The following is a 24,096-nucleotide window of genomic DNA, read 5'->3' as shown; positions in this document are numbered from 1 at the left end:
ATCGATCGTGCTTGCATCACCAGGCTCTGAACATGGGGGACTGCTGGAGACTGAACGCCGGGGCATGGGAGCCTCAGAGCGTCGTAAGTGGTCGTCTTTGGTCAGGCAGGACCTTCAGGCGTCCGTCCTATCAAGCCTTGGCGACAAAGATCTCCATGGCGTCGTCGTAGTCGGTGCGCAGGGCGTCGGCAAGTCCACCTTTGCACGGGCGGTGGAATCCCAGCTGGTGGGAAAGATGCATGTCATCCACCTGCACGGAACTACCACCGATCCCGCCATTCCCTTCGGCCAACTGGCGTTTCTCGTTGCCCGGCTTCCCGGCCATGTGCTGGAATCGCCCGGCGAGATTGTCCACGGAATCTCCCGGCTCATCCGTGAGGACGCCGCCGGACGTCCTGTCCTGGTGGTGCTCGAGGACCTGCCGGCCATCGACAGCATGAGCACCGCAGTCCTGATGCACCTCATCCTGAGCGGCGCCGCAAAGCTCATGGTCACCGTCCGGAACGTCACGGACATGCCCGAGGATCTGATCCGGCTCCTCCGCAATGATTCACTCGAGGAAGTCCGGCTGGAGGTCTTCACCCGGCCGGAAGTGAGCAAATTGCTGGCCGGAGTCCTGGGGCGCCCGGTGACTGCCACCGCGGCCAGTTCTCTTTATGCCGCGAGTGGCGGAAATCCGCTGGTTCTCCAGGCGATTGTTATTGAGCAGCTTCGTTCGGGCAACCTCCACCTTGCCGGAAAAGTCTGGGCGCTCCGCGGCGGTATCAACCTCGCGGAGGCCGACGCCCTGGTGGACCTGGTCAGGTCGCGGCTGTCCCGCGAGACGCCCAAGGTCAAAGAGGGGCTGGAATGGCTGGCCCTGATCCGCAGGGTCCCCTTGTTCGTCCTCCTCGACGTCCTGGACCCGGCAGTCGTTGCCGACCTGGAAAAGGCCGGATACCTGCACGTAGGTGAGACGGGCCGTCGCTGGGTGAGCCTGAAGGACGAATATGTGGGCGAGGTCATCCGGGGCTGGATGGACCTCCCGCGGCGCAAGGAGCTCCACCAGCTCGTGGCGAGGGTTGTGGGTGCAACGCCTGCGGAGATGGATGTCGAAGAGCTCCTCGGCTACGTGGCGTGGACACTTGACTGCGGTGAGCCCGTGGAGCCGGCGTTTGCGCTGGCCGCGGCTGCTGCGGCGAACCGGCTGTTCGACCCGGTGTTCGCCCTGGAGTCCTTGGCGCAGATCCACGTCGGAGACCCGCACTGGGCTGAGGCAGCCCGGCAGCGTGCGGCCGCCTACATGACCCTGGCAGAACACGAATCGGCAGTGGCAGTCCTGGAGGAAGTCACGCCCGAGCAGCTGTCTGAACTTCCCGCCACCGCGTACGCGGGCTACGTGCAGGACTTCTGCAGTGCGCTGCTATGGGTCCACGGAGGATACAGCCGGATCGGGGGCATGCTTTTGGCGGCCCGGCAGGAGTTGGCCCGGCGCGAGAGGGCATCCATCGGCAATGAAACGCCTGCCGACTTTGTCCGTGCGCATGAGCTGATCAGGCTCGCCGAGTTCGAGCAGATGGTCCACCAGGGCGACTACGCAGCCGTTGCCGAAGACCTGGAGCGGGCATACAAGGAAGACGGCGATCCGCTGTATGTCCTCAACTGCGCCTGCCTGCTGACCATGGCCTGGGCAATCCTGGGCAGGGAAGCGGATGCCATTGCCCTTGCAGCCGAGATACGGCACCGGACGGAGCAGACCAACGTGGTGCCCGGAATGCTGGGCTGGCAGGCTGAAGGCCTGTTTGCTGCCCTGCTCTGCAGCGGCCAATGGGAGGACTGCGTCAGGATACTGACCGAAGCCCTGGACCAGAAGCCCAAAATCATGCAGTATCTCGGCGGGGCGGCCGAACTTGCGCTCGGTGTGGCCTACACCTATGCCGGCCGGGCCGACCTCGCCATCGACACCCTGCTAGGTGCCCAGGCCCAGCTGGAAATCAGACGGAGTTATTACGGACCGGCACTGGCCTGTTCCGCGCTGGCCTTCGCCTATGCCCAGGCCGGTGACATCCAGGAATCCCGCAACTTCCTGGATCTGGCTGCCCAGGAGGAGCAGCACGTCGCCTGGTTCACCTCCTGGATGGCTGACTTCTGCGTGCGGATGGCCAAGCGGTGGCTCAAGGATCCGGGCGCCAAGCAGAAGCTGATCGAGTCCGCCCACGAGGATATTTCCAAGGGACGGACAACCACTGCCTCCATCAGCCTGTTCGGTGCTACCGTGCATGGAACGGAGGAAGAACTGGTCCTGCTGACCGAGATTTCCTCCCGTCGGCAAGGGAAAATGGCCAGCGTCAACCGGCTGGTCGGGGAGGGGAGCAGAAAGAAGGACTCCAAGGTCCTGCTCGAGGCGGCGTCACTGGCCCACGAACTCCATCTCGACGCGGTGGAATCCAGATGCGTGGTGCTGGCGCTGGACATCGCCAGGGAAAAGGGGGACTCCCAATCCGCGCGGGCAGCCCAGCATCGTCTGGACCGCCTCGTGGAGACGCTCCCTGTGCTGCCGCTCATGCCGCATACGGTAGGACCGGAACTGACAGAACGGGAACGGCAGGTTGCCAGGATGGCAAGCCAGGGATTGAGCAACAAGGAGGTCGCCAACCGGCTGCAGCTTTCCATACGTACTGTGGAAGGCCATCTCTACCAGATCTTCACGAAAATGGGGATTTCATCGAGGAGTGAGCTTGAAGGATCCGCTCAAGTCTGACGGGAAGGCTTCGGGGCGGTCGCGCGCCGGGACCCGGCGGCAGAATGCTGATGAACCCTGGATCGACCGGGGGGATATGTTGTCGACGGTCAAAGATGCCCTTGCGTCTGATGACTGCTGGGCAGTCTTCGTGGTGGGCGACGCCGGGCTGGGAGCGTCGTCGTTGTTGGCGCAATTGAACAACGCCGGGAACGGCCGGCAGGTCGTCATGACTGTGCACGGAAGCCCGTCACTTGCACCGGTTCCGTATGGGGCGTTGTCCCCCTACCTGGCTGACCTCTCCATTGAGGACGTCACATCCAAGGTGGCTGTGCTGCGGGCGTTGTGGTCGCACCTCGAAAAAGGCAGGAACAGTCCGGGACCCGCCCTGCTGCTGGTCGACGACGCCCATGACCTCGACACCGCCACAGCCGAGATGATTGCCGAGCTTGTCCAGGCCGGCTGGGCCAAACTCGTCGCCACGTGCATTCCGCGGCCCGGCATACCCCAGCCGCTGCTCCGGCTCTGGCACGACGGCACGGCCGAACGATTCGATATTGCCCCGCTGACCATGGAACAGGGACATCATCTCTGCGAAGCGTTGCTCCAAGGCAAAGTCCTCAACAGCACCTCGCGTGAATACTGGCAGGAGGCGGGAGGGAACACCCTGCTGCTCAAGACCCTGGTCCGCGAGGCCCAGCGTTCCGGTGACCTTGTCCAGCGCAATGGGGTATGGCTCAACGCGGGCTCATCCCACGTCCGCACCCTGGAGCTCACCGGCGTCGTGAAGGTCCAGCTCATGCGTATATCGGCCGACGGCCGGGAGGCGCTGAACCTCATCGCGCTGGCAGAACCCGTGGACAGAACACTCGTGGGGGAGATCGCGGGCGAGCCTGCCGTCAAGGAACTGCTGGACCAGCGGCTCGTGGTCCAGTCGGTGGACAGCGAGCCAACGCTCCGGCTGGTCAGCCCGGTCTACGGGGAGGTCCTGCGCCGGATCGTTCCCGCCGCCCGAAGCCTGCAGCTGCACAAGGAACTCGTGTCCCGGATGGAGATCTCCGTCGACAAACCGGAGTCACTGCTCCGGATAGTTTCCTGGTCCCTGGACTGCGGGGCAGAAGTGCCGGGCCGCCTGCTGATCCGGGCCGCTGTGCTGGCCTGCAAGCTCTTCCAGAGTGAAACGGCCCTGCGCATCGCCTGGGCCGTGCGGGATCCCGAACTGCAACAGACAGCGCGGGCCGTGATGGCCCGCTCGCACTACAACCTTGGACACTACAACGAAGCAGCCGCCCTTTTGAACGTCAACGTCGACGCGGGAAACGGTCTCGTGCATATGGCGGTGAACAGCCTGCTGAGGTCCGCCACCCGGACCGCACTCGGGCACCCCGCCTCGGATATCGCAGAGGATGCCCGCCACCTGCGCCAGTGGGGCCAGGAAGAGGCTGCGGCCAAGCCCGCGGACTCGGGTGCCATCCTCAGGGTCACAGCGCGCAGGGCGTCCCTGGTGGAACTCATGGCGTACTCGCTCGCCGGCGATTACCGGCAGATGGGCCCCCTGCTGGATGAACTGCTGGAAGCCGGCGGGTGGGCCGGGGAACCCGACGGAGCCCTCACCAGGTCCATGGCGCTGGCGCTGCAGGCCGAGCGGCTGTGCGCACTGGGATATCCCCTACAGGGTCGCCAGCTTGCCATGGAGGCCTACGGCCAGGCACAGCCTCCCGACAACGACATCTTCTTCCTCCCCGAGTTCATCATTGTCCGACTAGTCGCGTGCGATCTGGCGGCCGGTGAATGGGCGGAGGCGCAACAGCTCCTGGACGGCTATTCGGAGACGTCCTTCGGCTCCGCCATGGTTTCATTCAGCGGCGCCGCCTACGTTGTCATGGGCTACATTGCCGTGCGGCAGGGAAAGCTCGCCGATGCCCTGGAGCTGCTGACCACCGGGCTTGAGGCCCTGCGCGACAGTGATCCCCAGCAGATGTTCCGGTTCTGCGCGGCCATGGCCTTCTACGTGGCGGCCGCCCAGGGCCTCAAAACGGAGGCCGACAGGCTGAAGTCGGACTACGAGGCGTGGGGCGAGCGCGGTATGCACCTGGTCACGGCTTTTGCCCGGGATTTCCTGGCCGCCGGTGAAGAACACCTGGCCGGGGATGGATCCGGCCTCGCAGCGCTGCACCGGAGTGCTGAGGAAGCCGCGCAACAGGATGCCTCATTCCTGGAGCTGAACGCCCTTGCCATGGCACTCGGCCTTGGCGACACCACCAGGCTCGAGCGGCTGCAGGAGCTTGCCGGCTCAGTGGAAGGCGCCTGGGCGGCGGCCCTGGCGGAGTACTGTGGGGCCCTCTCCAGTGGCAGTGCCGAACTCTACCTTCGCGCGGGGGACGCCCTGGCAGCTGCCTCGGTTTTCCAGTTGGCCTCGGAGGCGTATGCGGCCGCGCTGGCCTCATTGGACCGGAGCCGTAACCGGGAGCTGGCGGCGTTGGCACGCGCCGGCGTCGCGAGGTGTAACGAAGAGCTGGGCCAGGCCGGCAGTGAAGCCCAGCCGGACACGGTGGCTCCCATCCTGACCAAGCGTGAGCGGAACATTGTTGGACTGGCGGCAACGGGGCTCAGCGACCGAATGATCGCAGACAAGCTGCAAATCTCTGTCCGCACGGTGGAGGGCCACCTTTATCGTTGCTACCTCAAGCTTGGGATCGCAGGACGTGATGAGCTGGCCGCGGCCGCGGGACTTGCAGAGGACCCGGGAGTGCCAACTACGAAACCACCCGTGACGTGAGTACCTGGACAGCCGGGTACTACCCGGAGCCGGAGCTGGACCCGTACGCCGCAGCGACTTGTTAACTATTTTGCAGCGGCCGTAGGTGCCGGCGGGGCCGTTGTCCGGCTCCAAATCCGCGGATCCGCGTGCCCCAACGGGGCGATCAGGGGTACTTGCTTTCCGAGTACAGGTATGGGTGACAGGCAAATTCGAGTACTCACTACTGGTGCCCGCGGGCGTGCGAGCTGGTTAATTTGGGGTACCAGGAATCGCTCGTAATTACAGAGGTCTCACTCATGTTGACAGCCGATAATGTGGCCAGCTCGCACGCCAACAGATCCGCCGGGATGACACGGGGTGCCGCCTGGCCTTTGATCGGCCGCAAGCAGGCCGTCAGTGACATCACCCGGGCCCTGGCGGAATCCAACGGTGGAGTCCTCGTGACGGGAACATCGGGCACCGGGAAGACGTTCCTTACCACCCACGCGCTGAAACAGTTCCGAGACGATTCCCTGGTTGTGACGCTTCGGTGCAGTGCCGGCCTTTCCCGTTCACCCTACGGCGCGCTCAACATGCTGTTGAGCGACCTGGAGCCGGGGTATTTGAACCATCCGGTGCTTGTCCTGTCCGGCCTCATGCGGCTCCTGCGCGAACGGGCCAAAGGGAAGACCGTTTACCTCTTTGTCGACAACGCGGGCGAAGCTGATGAACTGACGGCCGTGACCATCGCCCAGCTGGCCCGAAACCGTGCGGTGCGCCTGGTCATGACGTGTTCCGATCCGCTGCGGCTGTCGGCAGAAATCTCGGGGCTGTGCGACGGCGGGTTCCTCACGCGCGTGAACCTCGAGCCGCTGTCTTTCCGCGAGGCCGTCAGCTGGCTCGAAGAAGGCCTCTGCGCCAAGGTCTCGCACTCGGCCGTCCAATCGCTCTGGGCAGCAAGCGACGGCAACCCGCACTACCTCAAGATGCTGGCTATGGAGCTTGCGGACTCCGGTTCCCTGGTTCTCCGGGACGGGGTGTGGGTCCTGACGGCGGACCACCACGTCCACGGACGGGCCATCACCGACCTCATCGCCACGCGGCTCGGGCGAATGGGTGAGGCTGACCGGCGGATCCTGGAAATCCTGTCGCTGGCAGAAACGTTGCCTTTGGATACGTTGCTCACGCTCGTGGACGCCGATGACGTGGACGCCCTGGAAGAGCGCGGCGTCCTGGCGGTGGAGGACTCCCTGCCTCGCCGCGTCAGGATCCAGAGCCAGCTGGTGGCCGACGTTGTCCGGGAAAACGTGCCGCCGGGGCGGAGCAACGAACTCCGCGAAATGGTCCTTCTTGCAGCGGCCCCTTCGCTCCGGACACCCGCCACGGAACTGCCATTCGCGGTCTGGGCCCTTGAATGCGGTGCCTCGCTCTCTCCGGAAGAATCCCTGTCAGCCGCGCGCCTTGCCAACAGGCGGCTGGATGCGGCCCTGGCGCTGCGCTTCGCCCGGTCCATTCCGGGCCATGAAGCCCTGGCCGCGGCAGTCACCGAGGAAGTGGTGGCGCTGATGACGCTCGGCGAGGTGCAAGAGGCATTGGACGTGGTCCGCCGGCATCGTAAGGCGTCGCCGGTGAACCCCGCGCTCGCAGAATGGATCGGTCTGCTGCTGGCCGAGAGTTCGGTGTTTCTGGCAAGCCCGGACGCCTGGCAAGAAGCCACGGGTTCCTTGGCCAAGGCACGGAAAGTACTTTATGAGGACGCGTCAGGTCCGGCGGCCGGAATGCCTGCGCCGGACCTCAGGCGCATCCGGGAACAATTGACGCTTGCCGAGGCTGAAGCCGCCGGCTACGCCGGAACCTACGTTGAATTGGCCGCCACCCTCTCCGAGGCCTTGAACAATGTCGAGTTCCACAGCGCGGAATTCCGTCTTCAGGCAGGTAGCTGGCTGTGTGAAGCGTGGGCAGTGACGGGACGCCAGACGGAAGCCGCCGAGCTCGCCGAACAGCTGAAGCTGCAGTGCTTGCGGCCTGAGATCCCGGTGGCCATAGCGCAGTCAGTGATCTCCCGGCTGCGCTTCGCGTACCTCGTGGCCGGCAGGTGGGAGGAGGCAGCGGAGACCCTTCCGACAGAGGACTGGCTCCCGTCATCCGTCATCTACCGGCGGTTTAGCGCGACCGAGGTTCCGGAGGCGATCTGCGCCTGCATGCAGGGACGTGGACGGGACGGACTGGACCTGCTTGTACCCGGGATCAGCCAGTTGCGGATCCAGGACACCGACGGCATCCTGCCCCTCGCCTGCGCGGCGGCGGCCTACGCATCGGCCCTGCAGGGTGAGCGCGAACGGGCACTTGGGTACCTTGCGGAGACAGAATCAGGCTCCAGGCGGAAAACGTGGAAGGTCTCCCGGGCGGAAGGCTACTTCACGGCGCTTGCGCGGGCGGAGCTGGAGGGCTCCCGGACGGGAATTGAACAGTTGCTGCGTATGGCGGAGGACGATCGCGGCACCGGAAACGTCGGGCATGAGCTGCTGTGCCTCAGCTCGGCTGTCCGGCTGGGGGAGTCAGGAGCGGCCCCGCGGCTGCTGGCCAGTGCAGGTGAGAGCCAGGGGCCCTTCGCGGAACTGTGCGGGCACTACGCCCGGGGCGTTATTTCAGGCGAAGCTGAGGAACTCATGGCGGCCGCGAACCTTGCGGCCAGGATGCACAACGACAGGTTTGCCTTGGACATTGCCGAGTCAGTACTGAACCTCGACCAGACGCGGATCGAACGGAGCCTGATCCGGCAGGCCAAGCACCTGGCGGAAACCTGCCGAAGGAGGCTGCGGACCCCCCAGGACGGAACCCACGACCGGCTCACGCTGACAGCCCGCGAACTCCAGATAGCGCAACTCGCCGCCGCCGGAGCGAGCAACAAGAGCATCGCGGCCCAGCTCCACGTTTCGGTCCGGACCGTGGAGGGCCACCTTTACCAGATTTACGGCAAGCTCAAAATCGAGGAGCGCCTGGAACTTCCGGTGGCCCTTGGAACTACAGGAGATGACTAGCCATGACTGAAAGCACCATCACGGCCGAGCGGCTGATCGGGAGATTCGGCATGGTCGCGTCGGTTGTCGACTGCCTCCTGGACACCAACGGGCCCGGGGCGCTGATTCTGGGCGATGCCGGCATCGGCAAGACTGCGCTGACCAACGAAGTCATTTTTGAGCTTGGCAGCCGGATCCGGACGTTTTATGTCTACGCGGGTCCGTCGCTCTCCGAGGTTCCGTACGCCGCCCTCGCGCCCCTGCTGACCGCATTGACACCCGGACAGACCGACCAGCCGCGTGCCGTGCTTAAGGCATTGGTGACGGAACTCAATCCGGAGGGACTGAGGGACCAGTCGCAGGCCGTGCTGGTGGTGGAGGACGCCCAGCATCTTGATGACAGCAGCGCAGCTGTTATTGCGCAGTTGGCCGCAGCGGAGGCCGCCCGGGTGGTGTTGCTGTGCAGGCCGCACCCGTCACCGCCTCCGGAGGTGCTGCAGATGTGGTCGGAAGGCCTGGTGGACCGTTTCGAACTGCAGCCGCTGAGCGGCGAGGAAGTCGACGAGTTGTGCACCCGGGTGCTCGGTTCCCCGCTGGTGCCCAGCGCCAGTGCGGTCCTGTTCAGGTCATCCGGTGGAAATCCGATGTTCCTGCTGGAACTGATAGCCCACGCCAAGGCCCGCGGCCACCTGCTGCAGCGGAATGACACCTGGGTGCTTCTGGGCGAACCGGGAGCAGCCACAGTCCGGCTGATGGACCTGGTCAGGAACCAGATCATGCAACTGAACCCCCAACAGCGTCAGGCCCTGGAATCAGTGGCGCTGGCCGAGGCAATCCCCCTCAGCGTCCTCCAGCGTGCCAGCGACAGCCACGCAGTCGATGAACTCAAAGAGCTTCAGTTCATCACGATCTCGGCCGATTCCGCCAGGCATGTCCGCCTGGCCCAGCCACTGATCGGGGAAGTGATCAGGCAGCTGGTTCCGACCGCCCGCAGCGTCACCATCCGGCGGCGGATCGTTGACCTTCTGGACTCGAGGCCGGAGACCTTGGACGGCAGGCTCCGGCATGTCACCTGGGCGCTGGAGTCCGGGGCAACAGTTCCTGACGCCGACATCCTCGAGGCCGCCCAACTGGCGAACCGCCTTTTCATCCCTGACTACGTGGAACGGGTAGTGGGGGCGATCAGGGAGCCTTCCCTCAAGCTCGCGGCACAGGTGGAGCTGGCACGCGCCAAGCTGTACGGCCGCGATCATATCGGAGCCGGCCTGTGCCTCGAGGGCGTGGTGGAACAAGCCACCGATCTGCGCACGGTCCGGCAGGCGTCGATGCTGGCGGCCCAGCTTGCAGCTGGCAAGCGCAACGGACCCGAGTCCCTGCTGCGTGCGGCCGATGCGTGGGCAGAAGCCGTTTCCAGACTGGAAGCGGCCAATCCCGGCTTCGATGCGAAGGAGCTGGAGACAGCGCGGCTGGGCAGCAGGCTCCTGGCTCTGGAGGGTTACCAGGCCGCGGGCCGCCATGTGGAAGCGGAGCCGGAACTCCAGCAGATCTGGGAGTCCACGGACGACGACGAGTCCCGGCTTTTGGCCGGAACGTTGCTGGCAGAGTCGCTGGCACTGACAGGACGTGCAGTGTCAGCATTGCAGATCGTGATGGTGGTTGAGGACATCCTTGCCGCCAGCGGCGACCGGCGTCTCGAGTACGCCGAGTTCGTGATGCGGCGCTACCTGCTGGCGTTGCTTCATGCCGGTGAACTCGACGTCCTCGACAACTACCTGCAGAACCATATCGCCCAGGCGTCGAACTCCCTGATCTACTTTGGCGGGATGCTGCACCTCGCTGCGGGCACCGCGGACCTGCGCCGGGGGACCATCGCGGCCGCCCTGCCGAAACTGAGCCAGGCTGCCGAGGTGCTGCGTGTCTCCGATGCCGGCGGCGACCTGCCCGACGCACTCGCGGCCACCGCATACGCGGCCTCCATCCTTAACCGGACCGAAACGGCCAAAGCGCACGCCGAGGCCTATGACGCACTGCTGTCGGACCATCGCCATGCGTCGCTGCTGGGGCAGGCGTACACTGTTGCGGCGCTAGCTGAACGCGTCGGTGTCCAGGCCGCCGTATCCAAGCTCACAACGCTGGCCGACGCGGCGGCAGCATCCGGATTCCTCAGCTACGAAGTGGAGATCCTGTCCCTGGTCCTCCGGCTGGGCGACCTTTCCGTCGTTCCGCGCCTGGCAGCAACCGCGGAGAGCTGCGAAGGTCGCAGTGCGGAATTCCTGGCCGCATACTGCCGTGCCCTCGCTTCCAAGGACGTCAACAGGCTCGTGGAAATGAGCGACGCCGCAGCTCGCGACGGACTGGACCTGGCGGCCGCGGAATGCGCCGCCCACGCCCTGCGGATCCTCGAAACCCGCGGAGACAAACCCCGGCAGTTCGAGGCCCAGAAACTCGTCAAACAGCGCAATGCTGCACTCAACAAGGCCGGCGCTTCGGCGGCCGAGCTCCCGCCGGACCTGCACAAGCTGACGCGGCGCGAACAGGAAATTGCGGCCCTCGTCCAAGCCGGCGCAAGCAACCGGGAAATCGCGTTACAGCTCGGGCTTTCGCTCCGGACTGTGGAAGGCCATCTTTACCGCATGTTCGCGAAACTCGGCATCAGCCATCGCGAGGACCTGGCTTCGGTTGCTTACGGTGCCCGACATGCCGGCTTGCCCGGAACTGCATAGCCCCACACAGTCTGGCCCGGCCGCTTGACCCGGCCGCCCATGAGAACTTCCATGCCCTCCAATAACTGTAGTCAAGCCTCAGGTTAACCGTTGGAATCCATCCGCATCCCGCGGAGCCCCCAGTGGGTTCCCCCTGCCCCCAAGCGAGTACCGATGCGAGTGGTGGGGGCGGAGCGTGCGGGTACCACCCCGTTCCCTTCAGTGATGTACCCGCAAAGACGGGTAGAGCCCACTCGCGCCCCGGCCGGTGGTTGGTTAATACGCTGTAGTTTGTTGGGCCGCAGGCATCTATTGGGGAAAGAAGTGGGTCTCTAAATGCATCAGACAGCTGACCATTGGCGTTCGGAAGCTCATGTGCACCTGGAACACTCCTTCAGGGCGACCAGCATCCCGCCGATCGCGGGCACCCTCTTCGAGCCGGCGAGGTTCCGGGCAGCGTCTTCTGAGACCGGGATCTGCCGCACTTCGTCGCCGGCTTTCTAACAAACGGGACAAATCGAATACCGGGAGGTCGGTTTAGCATGACACCGAACACCGAACTAAAGGCTCACACGGCCCCTCTGACAAGGGCCGAACTTCCACCGCGGCTCGACGATTCCCGGGACTGGCAGGAGAATGACGTCGCGATCGTGGGACGCGGTTACGTCGGCTTCGGCATGGACCAGGAGGGACCCCGATGACGCGCATCGAGAGCGTCGCCGTGACTGCACAGTCGACCTTCGGCCGGGACGGAGCGATGTTCGAGAGCCTGCTCGACTTTGTGGCTCAGCTGAGCGTGGTGCTGTGGATCCTGGTGACCCTCACCGCGGTCATGCGCTTCGTCGGCATCCGGATCTATCGGCGCAGCGCCGCCCGCATAGCTCGCGTCGAGACCGTAGCGCCGGCCGCCGCGGTGTCGGCCGCCGCCGTTCCGACCACCACGCCCGAGATCGATCTCGTCCAGCCGGCCGCCGGCCAGCTGACCGACGCCGGACTGGTCCGCCTGGGCGTGTTCGGGTCCACCGCGGCCGAGAAGGACGCCCTGCTCGTCCCGGCTGAGCCCGTCGGCGGCGGGCTCAGCGACGTGATGACGACCGACGCCGTCACGAACTCCACCTTCGGCGAGGTCCTGCAGCCGGCCGAGGCGCCAGCCGCCGGCACCGCGTCCGTGAAGCTGCCGCGCCACGCGCCGCGCAACCGGCGCGCCGAGCACCGGTCCGCCGCACACGTGCCCGCGCTCGCCGCCAACTCCACGGAGCCGTGAGTATGGACATCGCGCTCGTAATCTTCTGGCTGTTCGCCGGCGTCAGCATCCTCTACGTCGTGCACTTCGGCCTCTACCTGGTGGGCGCCAATTTTTACGACATCTGGCAGCAGCGGCGGAAGGCGATGAAGCGCGTCCGGCTCCCCGTCGAGTACGAGGCGGAGTGCGCGGCAACGGCCACCTGGACCCGCCGTGCCCTCCCCGAAGTGCCCGGGCTGGTCTCCATCGTCGTCGCCGCCCACAACGAGGAGCCGGTGATCGTCCGGACGCTCGACTCCATCCGGCGCAGCACTTACCGCACCTTCGAGGTGTTTGTCGCAGACGATGCGTCCACCGACCTCACCGGTCGGCTGGTCCGCGACTACCAGGTGCGTCACCCCGAGATGAACCTGCGCATCGTGCGGATGCGCAAGAACGTCGGCAAGGGCGCGGCGCTCAACTCGGTGCTTCGCCGGCACGCGCGCGGCCAGTTCGTGATGACGCTCGACGCCGACTCGGTCATCGAGCCGGACGCCATCACGAACGCGCTGTCCTACTTCGACGACCCGTACGTGGCCGGTGTCGCCGCCAACGTGCAGATCCTGGAGGAGACGACGGTGCTCGGCATCCTGCAGCGGTTCGAGCACATGATCGGTTACCGCTCGAAGAAGCTCTACTCGCTGCTGAACTGCGAGTTCGTGGTGGGTGGAGTGGCCTCCACCTATCGGATGCGCGTGCTGCGCAAGGTCGGCTTCTACGACACGGACACCCTGACCGAGGACATCGGGCTGAGCGCGAAGATCACCAGCCTGGGCAACCGGCGCTTCCGCATGATCTACGGCGCTGACGTGGTCGCTAAGACCGAGGGCGTGCTCACTCTCCGCGCCCTGGCGAAGCAGCGCTACCGCTGGAAGTACGGAAGCATCCAGAACCTCGTCAAGTACCGCGCCATGACGTTTAACCCGAGCCGCCGGTACACCGGCACGTTGACCTATTACCGGATGCCGATGGCGCTGCTCAGCGAGTTCACGCTGCTCGTCTCGCCCCTGGCCTGGACGTATGCGGTCTACTGGTCGCTGGTCACGCGGACGCCCGCCTTGATACTCGGTGCGTACGCGACAATCACCGCCTACACACTGCTGACGGTCTGGATGGATGAGAACCTGACCCGGCGCGAACGCGTTCGGCTCTCCGTCTACGCGCCGACGGCGTACTTCCTGTTCTACATCATGGACCTGGTGCAGCTGACGGCGGCGGTTCGCTGCATCGCGCGCTCGCGCGGCCTCTTCCGGCGTCCCGAGATCAACACATGGAAGTCGCCGCAGCGGGCCGCCAGCCTGGTGGTGGTAACTCGTGCCGCATAGGCGCCGGCGGGTTCTCCGTGTGCTGCTGAATCCGCTCGTAGTCATCTCGCTGGTGGTCGTCATGATCACCACCGGGTGGCTGCTGTACACCGGGGGGCCGAGCAGCATCGCTCAGGCGCGGCCCGGCGCGAACCTGCTCCCGGCGCTCGATCTGACTGCAGCGGGCGTTCCGCCGGCGTCCGGCCCGTCGGCATCCGGCCCGTCGGCGCCCGCCGGCCCCGTGGGCGGCTGGAACGTCAGCCACAGCGGGGACGCCGGGGCCTCGCTGGAGCTGGTCGAGGGGCAGCTGAGCGCCCAGGCGTTGAAGCTCGACGTCGACCGTTACGCGTCGGGCGATGTCACGCTGACGAGCCCACGGGTCAATGTCGACCCCGGCAAGACCTACCTGTTCAAGGCGTTCGCCACCAGCGACGCGGACTTCACACTGCTGGCCCGCCAGCACCACGCCGACGGCAGCACGACTCTGGAGCAGCTGCGGAACCCTCTCGAGCGGCCCGGCAATTCCCCGTTTACGGTGAGCGACGCGTTCGACAGCGGAGACACGACGACCGCGGTGGAGTACGTCTTCCGGCTCGCATCGAAGGGGACCGTCCGAGTCGAGGGCGCGTACCTCGAGGCGGCGGACGATGTCCGGGTGCGGCCCGCCGCGACGACGGCCCCCAACCTTATCCCCAACCCCGAGCTCGCCACTCCCCGGCCGGGCGCACCCGACTCATGGTCCCCATACGCCTCCGGGTCGTCGACCGTGGAGTCCGGGCGCGGCGAGGACAAGGACGGCAGCTTCCTCTGGACCCGCATCGCGAACTATCGGAGCGGTGAGGCGAAGTGGCAGTACCCGCCGGTCCCGGTGACCACCGACCGGTACTTCGAGTTCGGCGCGACCTACCGGTCCGAGCGCGAGGTGGACGTGGTGGCGGAGTTCGAGCTCGCGGCCGGTGGGCGCGAGTTCCACAACCTGGCGACGGTGCCGCCAGCGGGAGAGTGGACGACGATCAAGGAGTCCTTCCAGGTCCCCAAAGGGGCGAAGACGGCGATGGTCACCCTGGTGTCGCACTGGGACGGCACCACCGGCGTCCGCGACTATTCGCTGAAGGACGTCACCAAGCCAGGACCCCTCCGCTGGGACCAGCCCATGGTCTCGATCACGTTCGACGATGGCTGGCAGTCGGTGTACGACCGCGCCCTGCCTCTGCTGAACAAGCACGACTTCCCGTCCACCCACTACGTCAATGCCAGTTCTATCGAGACGCCGAACTTCATGACGGCCGCCGAGCTGCAGCAGATGCACGAGGCCGGACATGAGATCGCCGCGCACAGCTACGAACACCTCGATCTCACCTCGATCGTCGCCGACCGGCTGGACGAGCAGCTGCGGAAGAGCGAGGAGGCGCTGGCGGCTGCCGGCTTCGACACCAACGACCTGGCACCCCCGTACGGACGGTCCGACCCCCAGGTGGACTGGTACGCGAGCAAGTACTTTGACATCGTGCGCGGCACGGAGGACGGCATCAACACCCGGCAGAACCTCGAACCGCGCGACCTGAAGGTCTTCTACGTGACCGACGAGACCGCGCCGGGCGACCTGGCCGAGGCGCTCGCTGAGACGTCCCGGGTGAACGGCTGGCTCATCCTCGTCTACCACCAGATCGCGACCCCCGACTCGACCGGAACCCAGGAGAACACCATCGCGGCGGACCGGAGCACCATCACCAGCGACGTCCTCGCCGCCCAGCTGCAGCTCATCGACGACAGCGGCATCGAAGTCCAGCCGGTCGCGCAGGCATTCGAGAAGTTGCAGGGCCCGTGATCACCATTCGGCGGCATATCCCGGCGCCGTCGGCCACCCGAAAAGAACGGAAGAACTCATGACCAGAACCAGATCCGGCTTGGCGCGGGGGCGTACCAAGCTCGTGACCATCGGGCTGGCGGTGGGGGCCATGGCAGCCGCACTGCTGTCCCCGACGGCCGCGAACGCGGCCGTGGACAACCCTGCGCCCGGGCCGCTCGTGTCCTTCACTTTCGACGACGGCGGCCTCAGCGCGCTGACGCAGGCCGCGCCGACACTGCAGAAGTACGGGCTCACCGGCACGAACTACGTCGTCACCAACTGTGTCGGCATGACGACCGTCCCGAACACCTGCCGCGCCAGTACTGATATCCCGTACATGACGTGGGATCAGATCACTCAGCTGCAGAACACCTACGGCTGGGAGATCGGGTCGCACACCGTCACCCACCAGTGCCTCGTGAGCGTCGGCGACGACTGCCAGAACACCAAGCTGACGGCCGCCCAGGTGGACGCCGAGCTGGCCAACAGCAAGGCCGCGCTGGCGGCGCGCGGCATCAACGCGACCGCCTTCGCGCCGCCGTACGGCGACTACGACATGTCGGCGGTCGCCCGGGTGGCCAAGTACTACAGCTCCATGCGCGGGTTCGCCGACACGGGCAACAACATCTGGCCGCTCGGCGACTACCTGCTCCGCAACGTTCCGGTTCAGGAGGTGACCACCCCGGTCGCGACCCTGAAGGCGAAGGTCGATGAGGCGATCGCGAACAAGACGTGGGTCGTGTTCACCTTCCACGACATCAGGCCGAACCCGAGCACCAACCCGGATGACTACCAGTACGGTACCGCTGAGCTGGACCAGCTCGCCGCGTACGTGAAGACCAAAGTGGCGGCCGGACAGATCAGGAACGTCAACGTGAGCAAGGGCCTCGTGACGGGGTCGCCGAACATGATGCCGAACCCGACGTTCAACAATGGCATCGCAGGCGGCTGGCGCACTGACGCCCCGGCGGCGATCACCGCGGACTCCGGCAACAACGGCAGCTTCCCCGACTTCGCCAAGTCGGTGAAGCTGGTCTCGGGTGCCACGGCGGGTCACCTGTTCTCGCCGGCGGTTCCGGTGACGCCGACCACGAACTACCTGTTCAAGGCCTTCCTTAACGTGGCTGCGGTCACAGCCGGTGAGGTCGGGTTCTACGTCGACGAATACAACTCGGCCGGACAGTGGATCTCCGGGCAGTTCCGCAAGCGGGAGAACTCGCGGTGGGTGGAGGCGATGAACTTCACCTACACGCCGACCTCGACCAATGTGGCCTCGGCGAGCCTGCAGATATGGGTGGCCGGCACCGGCATCACGGCCTACGTGGATAACGTGCAGATGCTGGCGCTCGGCGCGGAGACAACCCCGCCGCCGGCGTCCAGTCTCGTCGCCAACGGCACCTTCGACGCCGGCATCAGCTCCGGATGGACGACCGATTCGGCTTCCACCATCGTGGCCGACGCCGCGAACCACGGGAGCCCGGCCAACCCGGTGAACTCGGTCAAGCTGACAGCCACGACGGCGAACAAGCACCTGTTCTCCCCGCAGGTCGCGGTGACGCCCGGCACCTACAAGATCGCAGGGTACCTCAACGTCGCGGCGCGAACCAGCGGTGAAGTGGGCTTCTACATCGACGAGTACAACGCCGCCGGGCAGTGGATCTCCGGGCAGTACAAGCTCGGGGTAGCGGCCGCCGGTGTGACCAACGTCGACCTGACATACTCGCCCAGTACGACGTCGGTCGCCAAGGCAAGCCTGCAGGTCATCGTCCAGGGCAACTCGGGACTGCAGGGGTACTTCGACGACGTCCGCTGGACCAAGCCCTAACGACTAGGAAGAGTACGCAGGTGGGAGGAAGAGGACGCAGGATGGCCAGGCGCCGGTACGCACTGATTGCGGGGCTGGCGTCCGGCCTTCTTGTCGTCCTCGGCGGCTGCTCCTCACCCGAGCCGCCACCGGAGCCCGATGTGACGGTCGACCTGCTGCACGGGGACTGGCGCGAGGTCCCGGGCGTGACGGCCGGCAGCGGCGGCCTGCAGATCACCGCCACCGCCAGGCGCATCGTCCGGCAGGACGGCGGGGGAGGCCAGCCGAACCCGCCGCTCAACCTGTCCGGCATACACCTGGTGGTCGGCGGGGACTTCACACTCAGCGCGACGTTCGCCGACGTGACCGCGGACGCGTCCTGGGCGCTTTACGACCGGCCCCCGGTGATCGCCGACGAGTTCCGCGTCGAGCCGGCGGGCCTGCGGCTGACCCTCCAGGGTGACGACCTGGAGATCGCAGTCTTCGACGGCACGCAGAAGAGGGACGTGACGCAGCCGGTCCCCGTGCACGACGAGCACGTGACAGTGAGCGACCCCGGCGCGCCGCTCACGGTGCGCCGATCCGGGGACACGCTAGAGATCGCCAGCGGCGCGGACACGCTCTCCTCGCTGCCCCTCGGAAAGGTGTTCTCGTCCGGGGAGCTGTGGCTCGGGTTGTCGAGCGATTCCGGGGCCTTCGATGTCACCTCCCTCAAGGCGGCTGCGCCGAAGAGCGCCGGCCTGCGCACGTCGGGGGCCGCAATCGCCGGCGTCCAGCCGTCGGCCGACGGCCTTCAGGAACTGGCCGCCAGAACCCGGCCGGACTTCCGGATCGGTGCGGCCGTGGCGCTCGGCCCCCTGACCGGCGACGAGGACTACGCGCGGGACGTGGTGTCCAACTTCGGCTCCGTCACGCCGGAGAACGCCATGAAGCCGCAGTTCCTCTCCCCGCAGCAGGGCGTCTACACCTTCGAGGAGGCGGACGCGATCATCGCCATCGCGGAGAGCAAAGGCATGATCGTGCACGGCCACACCATCGCATTCAGCGAGGCGATGCCGCGCTGGATGCAGGAACTGCCCACCGGCTCCGAACCGGAGCGCCGTGCCAGCGCCGGGGCCCTGCTCGATTACGTCACCACCGTGGTAACGCACTTCAAGGGTCGGCTCGACTCGCTCGACGTTGTCAACGAGCCGTTCGACGTCGACCAGGGGACCAGCCTGCAGCAGAACATCTGGTACCGCGTCTTCGGGCCCGGCTACCCGGCGGTCGTCTCCCAGGCCGTCTACGACGCCGATCCGACCGTCAAGCAATTCATCAATGAGAACGGGGCCGACGTGCCGGGGGAGCGCCAGGATGCCCTGCTCAAGCTCGCGCTCGACACCAACGCCCAGGGCGGGCACATCTACGGCGTTGGCCTTCAGGCCCACATCTACGACCTCGAGACCGACGCCATCTCAGCCGCCGACCTCACCCAAACGCTCAATCTCTTCGAGGACGCCGGGCTGCACGTCCGCATCTCGGAGAACGACGTCACGGACGACCAGGGGACGGAGGTCCAGGCGGAGCAGTATGCCACGGTCCTGGCCACCTGTCTGCGCTCGCGTGCGTGCGTCTCCTACACGACGTGGGGCGTGGACCACCGCTACAACTGGTGGATCAACGATGGCAGCCTGCAGCAGGGCCACGACTACCTGTTCAAAGACGGGCAACCGACGCCCGCGTACGAAGCGATGAAGCGTGCGCTGGGCGGCTGACCGTCGGGTGCCCTCGTCGCGTAACCGCGGCAATGTATCCGGGTGCCTCACCGCCGAACCCGGTACTGCCCCTTTCCGGCAAGCAGGTTATTCACGTAATCAGCACTCGTGCCACCCGTGCATGCATCCGCATAGTTTGGAGATCATCCGGGATGCCGGAATCCAGGAGGCGCAAGTTGGTTATGGACATCGACGTGCTTCCGGCCGGCACCAATATCACCAGGTTGTTACTCCTGTGAGCCCGGCGGCCGCTGGGCTTCAAAGAAAGTAGGAGAAGTGAAAACAGCAATCACCGGCGGAGCAGGCTTCATCGGGAGCCATCTCGTGGAGCATCTCCTCGCAGCCGGGGACACAGTGACCGTACTGGATGACCTCTCTACCGGTCGCCTGGAAAACCTCCGGACGGTGATTGGCCACCGGAACTTCCACTTTGTGGAGGGCAGCATCCTGGACCGCGCGGCAGTGGACAAAGTGGTGACCGGCGCTGACCGGGTCTTCCACCTGGCGGCGGCAGTGGGCCTCAACCTCATCGTGGAGCACCCGCTGGAGAGCCTGCGCACCAACATCCACGGCACGGAAGTGGTCCTGGATGCCGTCTTGGAGTCCGGCGCCACGCTGCTGCTGGCGTCCACCAGCGAAATCTACGGAAAGAATGCCTCGGACAGCCTGTCGGAGGAGTCCGACCGGATCCTCGGTTCCGCGCTGAAGTCCCGGTGGACCTACGCCGCGGCCAAGGGTATCGACGAGGCATTCGCGCACGCCTACTGGCGGCAATTCGGCCTTCCGGTTGCCATCGTCCGGCTGTTCAACACGGTTGGTCCGCGGCAGACCGGCCGGTACGGCTTGGTAGTCTCCCGGCTGGTCAAACAGGCGCTGACCGGCGAACCGCTGACCGTTTACGGCGACGGCCACCAGACACGGTGCTTCTCCTACGTCGGAGACATCGTTCCGGCCATCACCAAAATCTCGGAGGAGAAGTCCGCCTTCGGCAACGCGTACAACCTGGGCGGCAGCCGCGAGATCTCCATCCTGACCCTCGCGCAGCGGACCGTGGAACTCCTTGGCAGCGACAGCCCCATCACCTTGGTGCCCTACGAGCAGGCCTACGCCGAGGGTTATGAAGACATGCGCCGCCGTGTACCAGACAACGGCAAAGCGAAGCATCTGGTGGGATTCGACCCCAAGACCACGTTGGACCAGATCATCTTGATGGTGGCGGCCGACCACCGCCCGGTGAAAGCACCCGATCCGCTCGCGTGGAAAGTCACGATGGCGGCCAACTAGCTAAACCCCATCTTCGCCGGCTCCCACACCTCCCTCTGGGCTACTTAGACATAGTTTCACCACGTCATGCCCATTGGTGGCTGCGGCGGCCGGGAGAAGACGGGTGTATGCGGGTGCGCACCGAGTACCGAAGCGGGTACCGGGCGAGTGGCGTGCAGCCTGCCTGCCACCGGCCCCAGGGAAAGACGGGTAGGGACCACTCGTGCCCCTGAACTCCCGGCTTAATAGGCTTTGGGTGTCGGACAGAAACAGAGTTCCGGGGGAGAATCGGGTCTCAAAATGGGAATGGACGCACCACTGCGGGCGAACGCACGCAACCATGCCCCGAAATCCGGTTCGCGGTGGCCAGGGCGGCAGGAATTCCCGGGCCAACCGAATCGCCCGTCCATCCCTCTCCACATTCTGCCGACACCGCTGCCGCGAGGCAGCCAGCCCTGACGCACAGCGCGGGCCCATGAACGGGGGTCGGTGGCGAACAAGCCTTTGAGACCAAGGCTTCCCCCCAGTCGTCACCGACCCCTTCAAGGGACACACCAGGGATGGCAGCTGCCCCTGACGGCGCGCCAAGCACGGGTTCATGACCGCCGGATAGGCGCAGCGATGGCCGCCCTCAGAATAGATGCTGATGAGTGGAACAGGCCGTAAGCGGATCCTGTGAGTAGCCTGAACGTGGCAGCACGCAACGGGCAGGCATATTCGAGTAGTCACCACTCACGCCAGCGCAAGGGGCGGCTAGGTAGCGTAGAAGTTGCTAATGCCGGCAGGTGGTTGGGGGCGGTCCGGAACATCACGCTCCGCGGCTAAGGAATCGACGCAACCATGGACGTTAGGGCAGGAAATTCGTCTTTCCCCCCGGTCATTCATACGGCCGAACTTCGGGCGGCAGTCAACGCGCTTTCGGGTTCGGAGAGTTCCGGCGTGATAGTCACCGGCTCCGCGGGCTCGGGCCGGACACGGCTCCTGGCGGCCGTGGCGGAGACGCTCTCCGGACAGCTCACAGTCATTGCACATAGCATTCCCGAGTCGTGCCGCCGGCTGAAGTTCGGCATCGGCAGTGTGCTGGCGCCATCGTTGCCGGCGGGTTCCAAGGTGTCACCGCTGACCATGGTCCGGGCCTGCCGGGATGCACTCCGAAGCCGGGACCCGGGAGCAAACGGGATACTGATAGTCCTGGACAACGTGGACCACCTTGACGGGAATTCACTGTGGGTCCTGAACCAGCTCCTCTCGGAACCAGACATCAAGATGCTGGCCAGCCACCGTTCCGACAGGCAGTTGCAGATGGAGCTGATGGAATCGGTGGTGGCCCGGCAGCTGTCCATCGTCACGCTGGAGGATCTCACCCTGGACCAGCTCCGGGCCTTCCTGGAGCCCCGGCTTCCGGCCCGGCCAGGCCGTACCCTGGTGCGCGAGATCCACGCCGCCTCGGGCGCCAACGCGTTGACGGCCGGCTGGCTCGTCGAAGAAGCGTTGACGGGCGGCCGGATCGTGGCGCGGGGTGGCCGTTGTACGATGGTCCGGCCGCTGGACCCGGCGGAAGCACGCCAGTTCGACCTGGCCCGCCGGCGGATTGAGGCGCTCCCGCCGGAGCAGCGCCAGGTGGTGGACCTGCTGGCGGCTGCAGATCCGGCCCCGCTGGCGGTCCTTGCCCGGGCGGTGCCGCCAGACGCTTTGGCTGCACTGGAACGGGGCGACGTTATCCGGCTTCAGATCAGGAGCGACGGCGGGGCGGATGTCACCTTGAACCATGAGGTTGAGGCCAGCGCCGCCCGGCATTTTCCGGGCGCGTACCCGCCGCTGGACCTGCACGGGGTCGCGGACTTGAACGGCGTCCCCACAGGACACGGGGAGGAGCCGCTGTGGAACCTCCTTCGGCGCGTGGACGCCGCCCTCGATGCGGGCGCGGTTGTTGCGGACCTGGACCTCCTGGCCGTGGCCACGACGGCCAACAACCTTTATGACAGCGACCGTGCCCTGCGTGCAGCGGAGTCCGTCAAGGCACCCGAACTCCAGCTGATGGCCCAGACCGAGGCGGCCCGTGCCCTGTTCCATGCCCGCAAGTACGGCCAGAGCGCGGAAGTGCTCCAGAGGCTCCTGGAAACCACGCCGGCTGTGCTGAGCATGGAGTTCGCCAGGGCAGTGGCGCTGCTCCTGCAAGCGCTCATCCCTACGAATCCGGGCCGCCAAGCGCTCCAGGCCGTGCTGGACAGTGCCAGGCGGCGGTTGAGCCTTGCCGCCGCCGCGTCAGGTGGCGATACGGCCGCCGACACCTACCAAAATGCCGTCCAGGACGAGCTGGACGTCCTGCAGCTCTACCTGGAATCGAGGGAGGGAACCTGGCCCAGCCCGGGCGGGGAGCTCTTCCACCGGCTTTGTCCGGCCGGTTTCTGCGAAGGCGGACACTCCGGTCCGGACGAAGCGCCCGGAACCCACGCAGGCATCCTCCTCCTGGCCCTGGCCGCCCAGGGACTGTCCATGCGCGGCGAGTCCGCTGACGCCGTCGCGCTTTCCGCCAGGGCCTTGACCGCAGTGGAACGCCTCCCGCGGTGCAGTGTTGATTTCCACTCCACGGTGCTCGCCATCCACGCCTCCAACCTGGCGCGGCTGGGCCAGGTTGGCGGCGTGGAGGGCGGCAACACGGACAGGCGCGCCGGCCGCAACAAATGGATGAGCTACCCTGGCGGGCCGCTCCAGCTTTTCCGGGCCATGATGTTCTACCGTCACGGCGCCGCCGGAGCCGACGCATTTCACCGCTCCGAAGACGTGACGGCCGGTGATCCGGACGATCTTCTATCCCTCACCCTGGGGGCCCAGGCCACTGCCGAGTGGCTTACGTGGGACCTGGCACAGTTGCCCGCCCCGGCGGCTGGCCCCGCAGCAGCCGGCCGGGCAGAGGGCATTGATCAGACAGAAGGCATTGACCAGACAGAGGGCGTAGATCAGGCAGCGGACGGAGGCCCGGCAGCGGACGGCGATCTCGCCGCCAGGCTGGCTGAAACGTACGCAGCGGTGGCGCGTCCGGCCGTCACCGGTACCGCCGGGCCCGCCCTGAGGACGCCCCGGAAGCCCTCGGCGGACGGTGGCAGGGGACGCCGTTCACGTGAGTTGCTGAACCTCGGTGTGGCGGCGCGGCCTGAGGGCACGGCGTTTGATCAGGCAGCCGACGGGCCGCCGGACTGGCGTTGGTCAAGTGAGGGGAACAGCGGACCGGTGCCCGGCCGGGAACGGCCGCACCGGGTTGGCGCGGCCCATTCCGGCGCCGGCCATTCCGCTCCCCCCGGGAAAGGCCGGTCAGCCACCGCGGATCCTGCCAAGCTTTCGCAGCGTGAACGCGAAGTGGCGGTGCTTGTTGTCACCGGGATGGGGAGTGCGCACGTGGCGGCCGAACTCGGGATCGCCGTGAATACAGTCAATGCGCACTTGCAGAGGATCTACGGCAAGCTGGGGGTTTCGCGGCGCCAGGAGCTCGCTGATCTCTGGAACAGCCGGGACGGCGTTGGGCCGTAGGGCCCTAGTGCCTCGCGGAACCGGCGCCGGGCAATAGTGGGACAATTGGGGAGTAGCACCGCGGACGCAAGCGGTGTGCCTGTCCGTGGCTACGAGCCGTCGGCAGGTTTTGCCTATCAAGGAGCTCCAGT

12 protein-coding genes are annotated in these 24,096 nt (G+C 66.1%); all 12 read left to right on the top strand.

Going from position 1 to position 24,096, the window contains the following annotated elements:
- Nucleotides 1-7: 7 nt before the first annotated feature.
- Entirely contained in the window at nt 8-2,740 is a 2,733-nt protein-coding gene (locus WMN78_RS10295; RefSeq protein ID WP_340533653.1) for a helix-turn-helix transcriptional regulator, read from the top strand.
- Nucleotides 2,718-5,498: a LuxR C-terminal-related transcriptional regulator gene (locus WMN78_RS10290; protein WP_340533652.1), complete on the top strand. Its 2,781-nt coding sequence runs from the start codon at nt 2,718-2,720 to the stop codon at nt 5,496-5,498. Before WMN78_RS10295 ends, WMN78_RS10290 begins: the two co-directional genes overlap by 23 nt.
- Nucleotides 5,499-5,776: 278 nt before the next feature.
- A complete protein-coding gene (locus WMN78_RS10285; protein ID WP_340533651.1) occupies nt 5,777-8,500 on the top strand; it encodes a helix-turn-helix transcriptional regulator in 2,724 nt (907 codons plus the stop codon).
- Nucleotides 8,501-8,502: 2 nt separating this feature from the next.
- Nucleotides 8,503-11,202 carry a helix-turn-helix transcriptional regulator gene (locus tag WMN78_RS10280; RefSeq protein ID WP_340533650.1) on the top strand — a complete coding sequence of 900 codons (2,700 nt, stop codon included), beginning with the start codon at nt 8,503-8,505 and terminating at the stop codon, nt 11,200-11,202.
- A gap of 521 nt (nt 11,203-11,723) precedes the next feature.
- On the top strand, nt 11,724-11,882 hold the full coding sequence (locus tag WMN78_RS10275) for a hypothetical protein (RefSeq protein WP_340533649.1): 159 nt from the start codon (nt 11,724-11,726) through the stop codon (nt 11,880-11,882).
- A gap of 20 nt (nt 11,883-11,902) precedes the next feature.
- A complete protein-coding gene (locus WMN78_RS10270) occupies nt 11,903-12,445 on the top strand; it encodes a hypothetical protein (protein WP_340533648.1) in 543 nt (180 codons plus the stop codon).
- A 2-nt stretch (nt 12,446-12,447) separates the two neighbouring features.
- Complete coding sequence (locus tag WMN78_RS10265) at nt 12,448-13,788, top strand: glycosyltransferase (RefSeq protein ID WP_340533647.1); 1,341 nt, start codon at nt 12,448-12,450, stop codon at nt 13,786-13,788.
- Between the two features lie 19 nt (nt 13,789-13,807).
- On the top strand, nt 13,808-15,595 hold the full coding sequence (locus WMN78_RS10260) for a polysaccharide deacetylase family protein (RefSeq protein WP_340533646.1): 1,788 nt from the start codon (nt 13,808-13,810) through the stop codon (nt 15,593-15,595).
- Between the two features lie 58 nt (nt 15,596-15,653).
- Entirely contained in the window at nt 15,654-17,441 is a 1,788-nt protein-coding gene (locus tag WMN78_RS10255; RefSeq protein ID WP_340533645.1) for a polysaccharide deacetylase family protein, read from the top strand.
- 41 nt (nt 17,442-17,482) lie between these two features.
- Nucleotides 17,483-19,174, top strand: a complete 1,692-nt coding sequence (locus tag WMN78_RS10250) for an endo-1,4-beta-xylanase (RefSeq protein WP_340533644.1) — start codon at nt 17,483-17,485, stop codon at nt 19,172-19,174.
- Between the two features lie 276 nt (nt 19,175-19,450).
- Nucleotides 19,451-20,458, top strand: a complete 1,008-nt coding sequence (locus WMN78_RS10245) for a dTDP-glucose 4,6-dehydratase (protein WP_340533643.1) — start codon at nt 19,451-19,453, stop codon at nt 20,456-20,458.
- 918 nt (nt 20,459-21,376) lie between these two features.
- Nucleotides 21,377-23,965 (top strand): LuxR C-terminal-related transcriptional regulator, encoded by a 2,589-nt coding sequence (locus tag WMN78_RS10240; protein WP_340533642.1) that lies wholly within the window; start codon nt 21,377-21,379, stop codon nt 23,963-23,965.
- Nucleotides 23,966-24,096: the final 131 nt, after the last annotated feature.

It is taken from the genome of Arthrobacter oryzae (assembly GCF_037911235.1).
Classification (GTDB): domain Bacteria; phylum Actinomycetota; class Actinomycetes; order Actinomycetales; family Micrococcaceae; genus Arthrobacter; species Arthrobacter oryzae_E.
The sequence above is the reverse complement of the archived record's forward strand: the minus strand, read 5'-3'. Positions and strand labels throughout refer to the sequence as shown.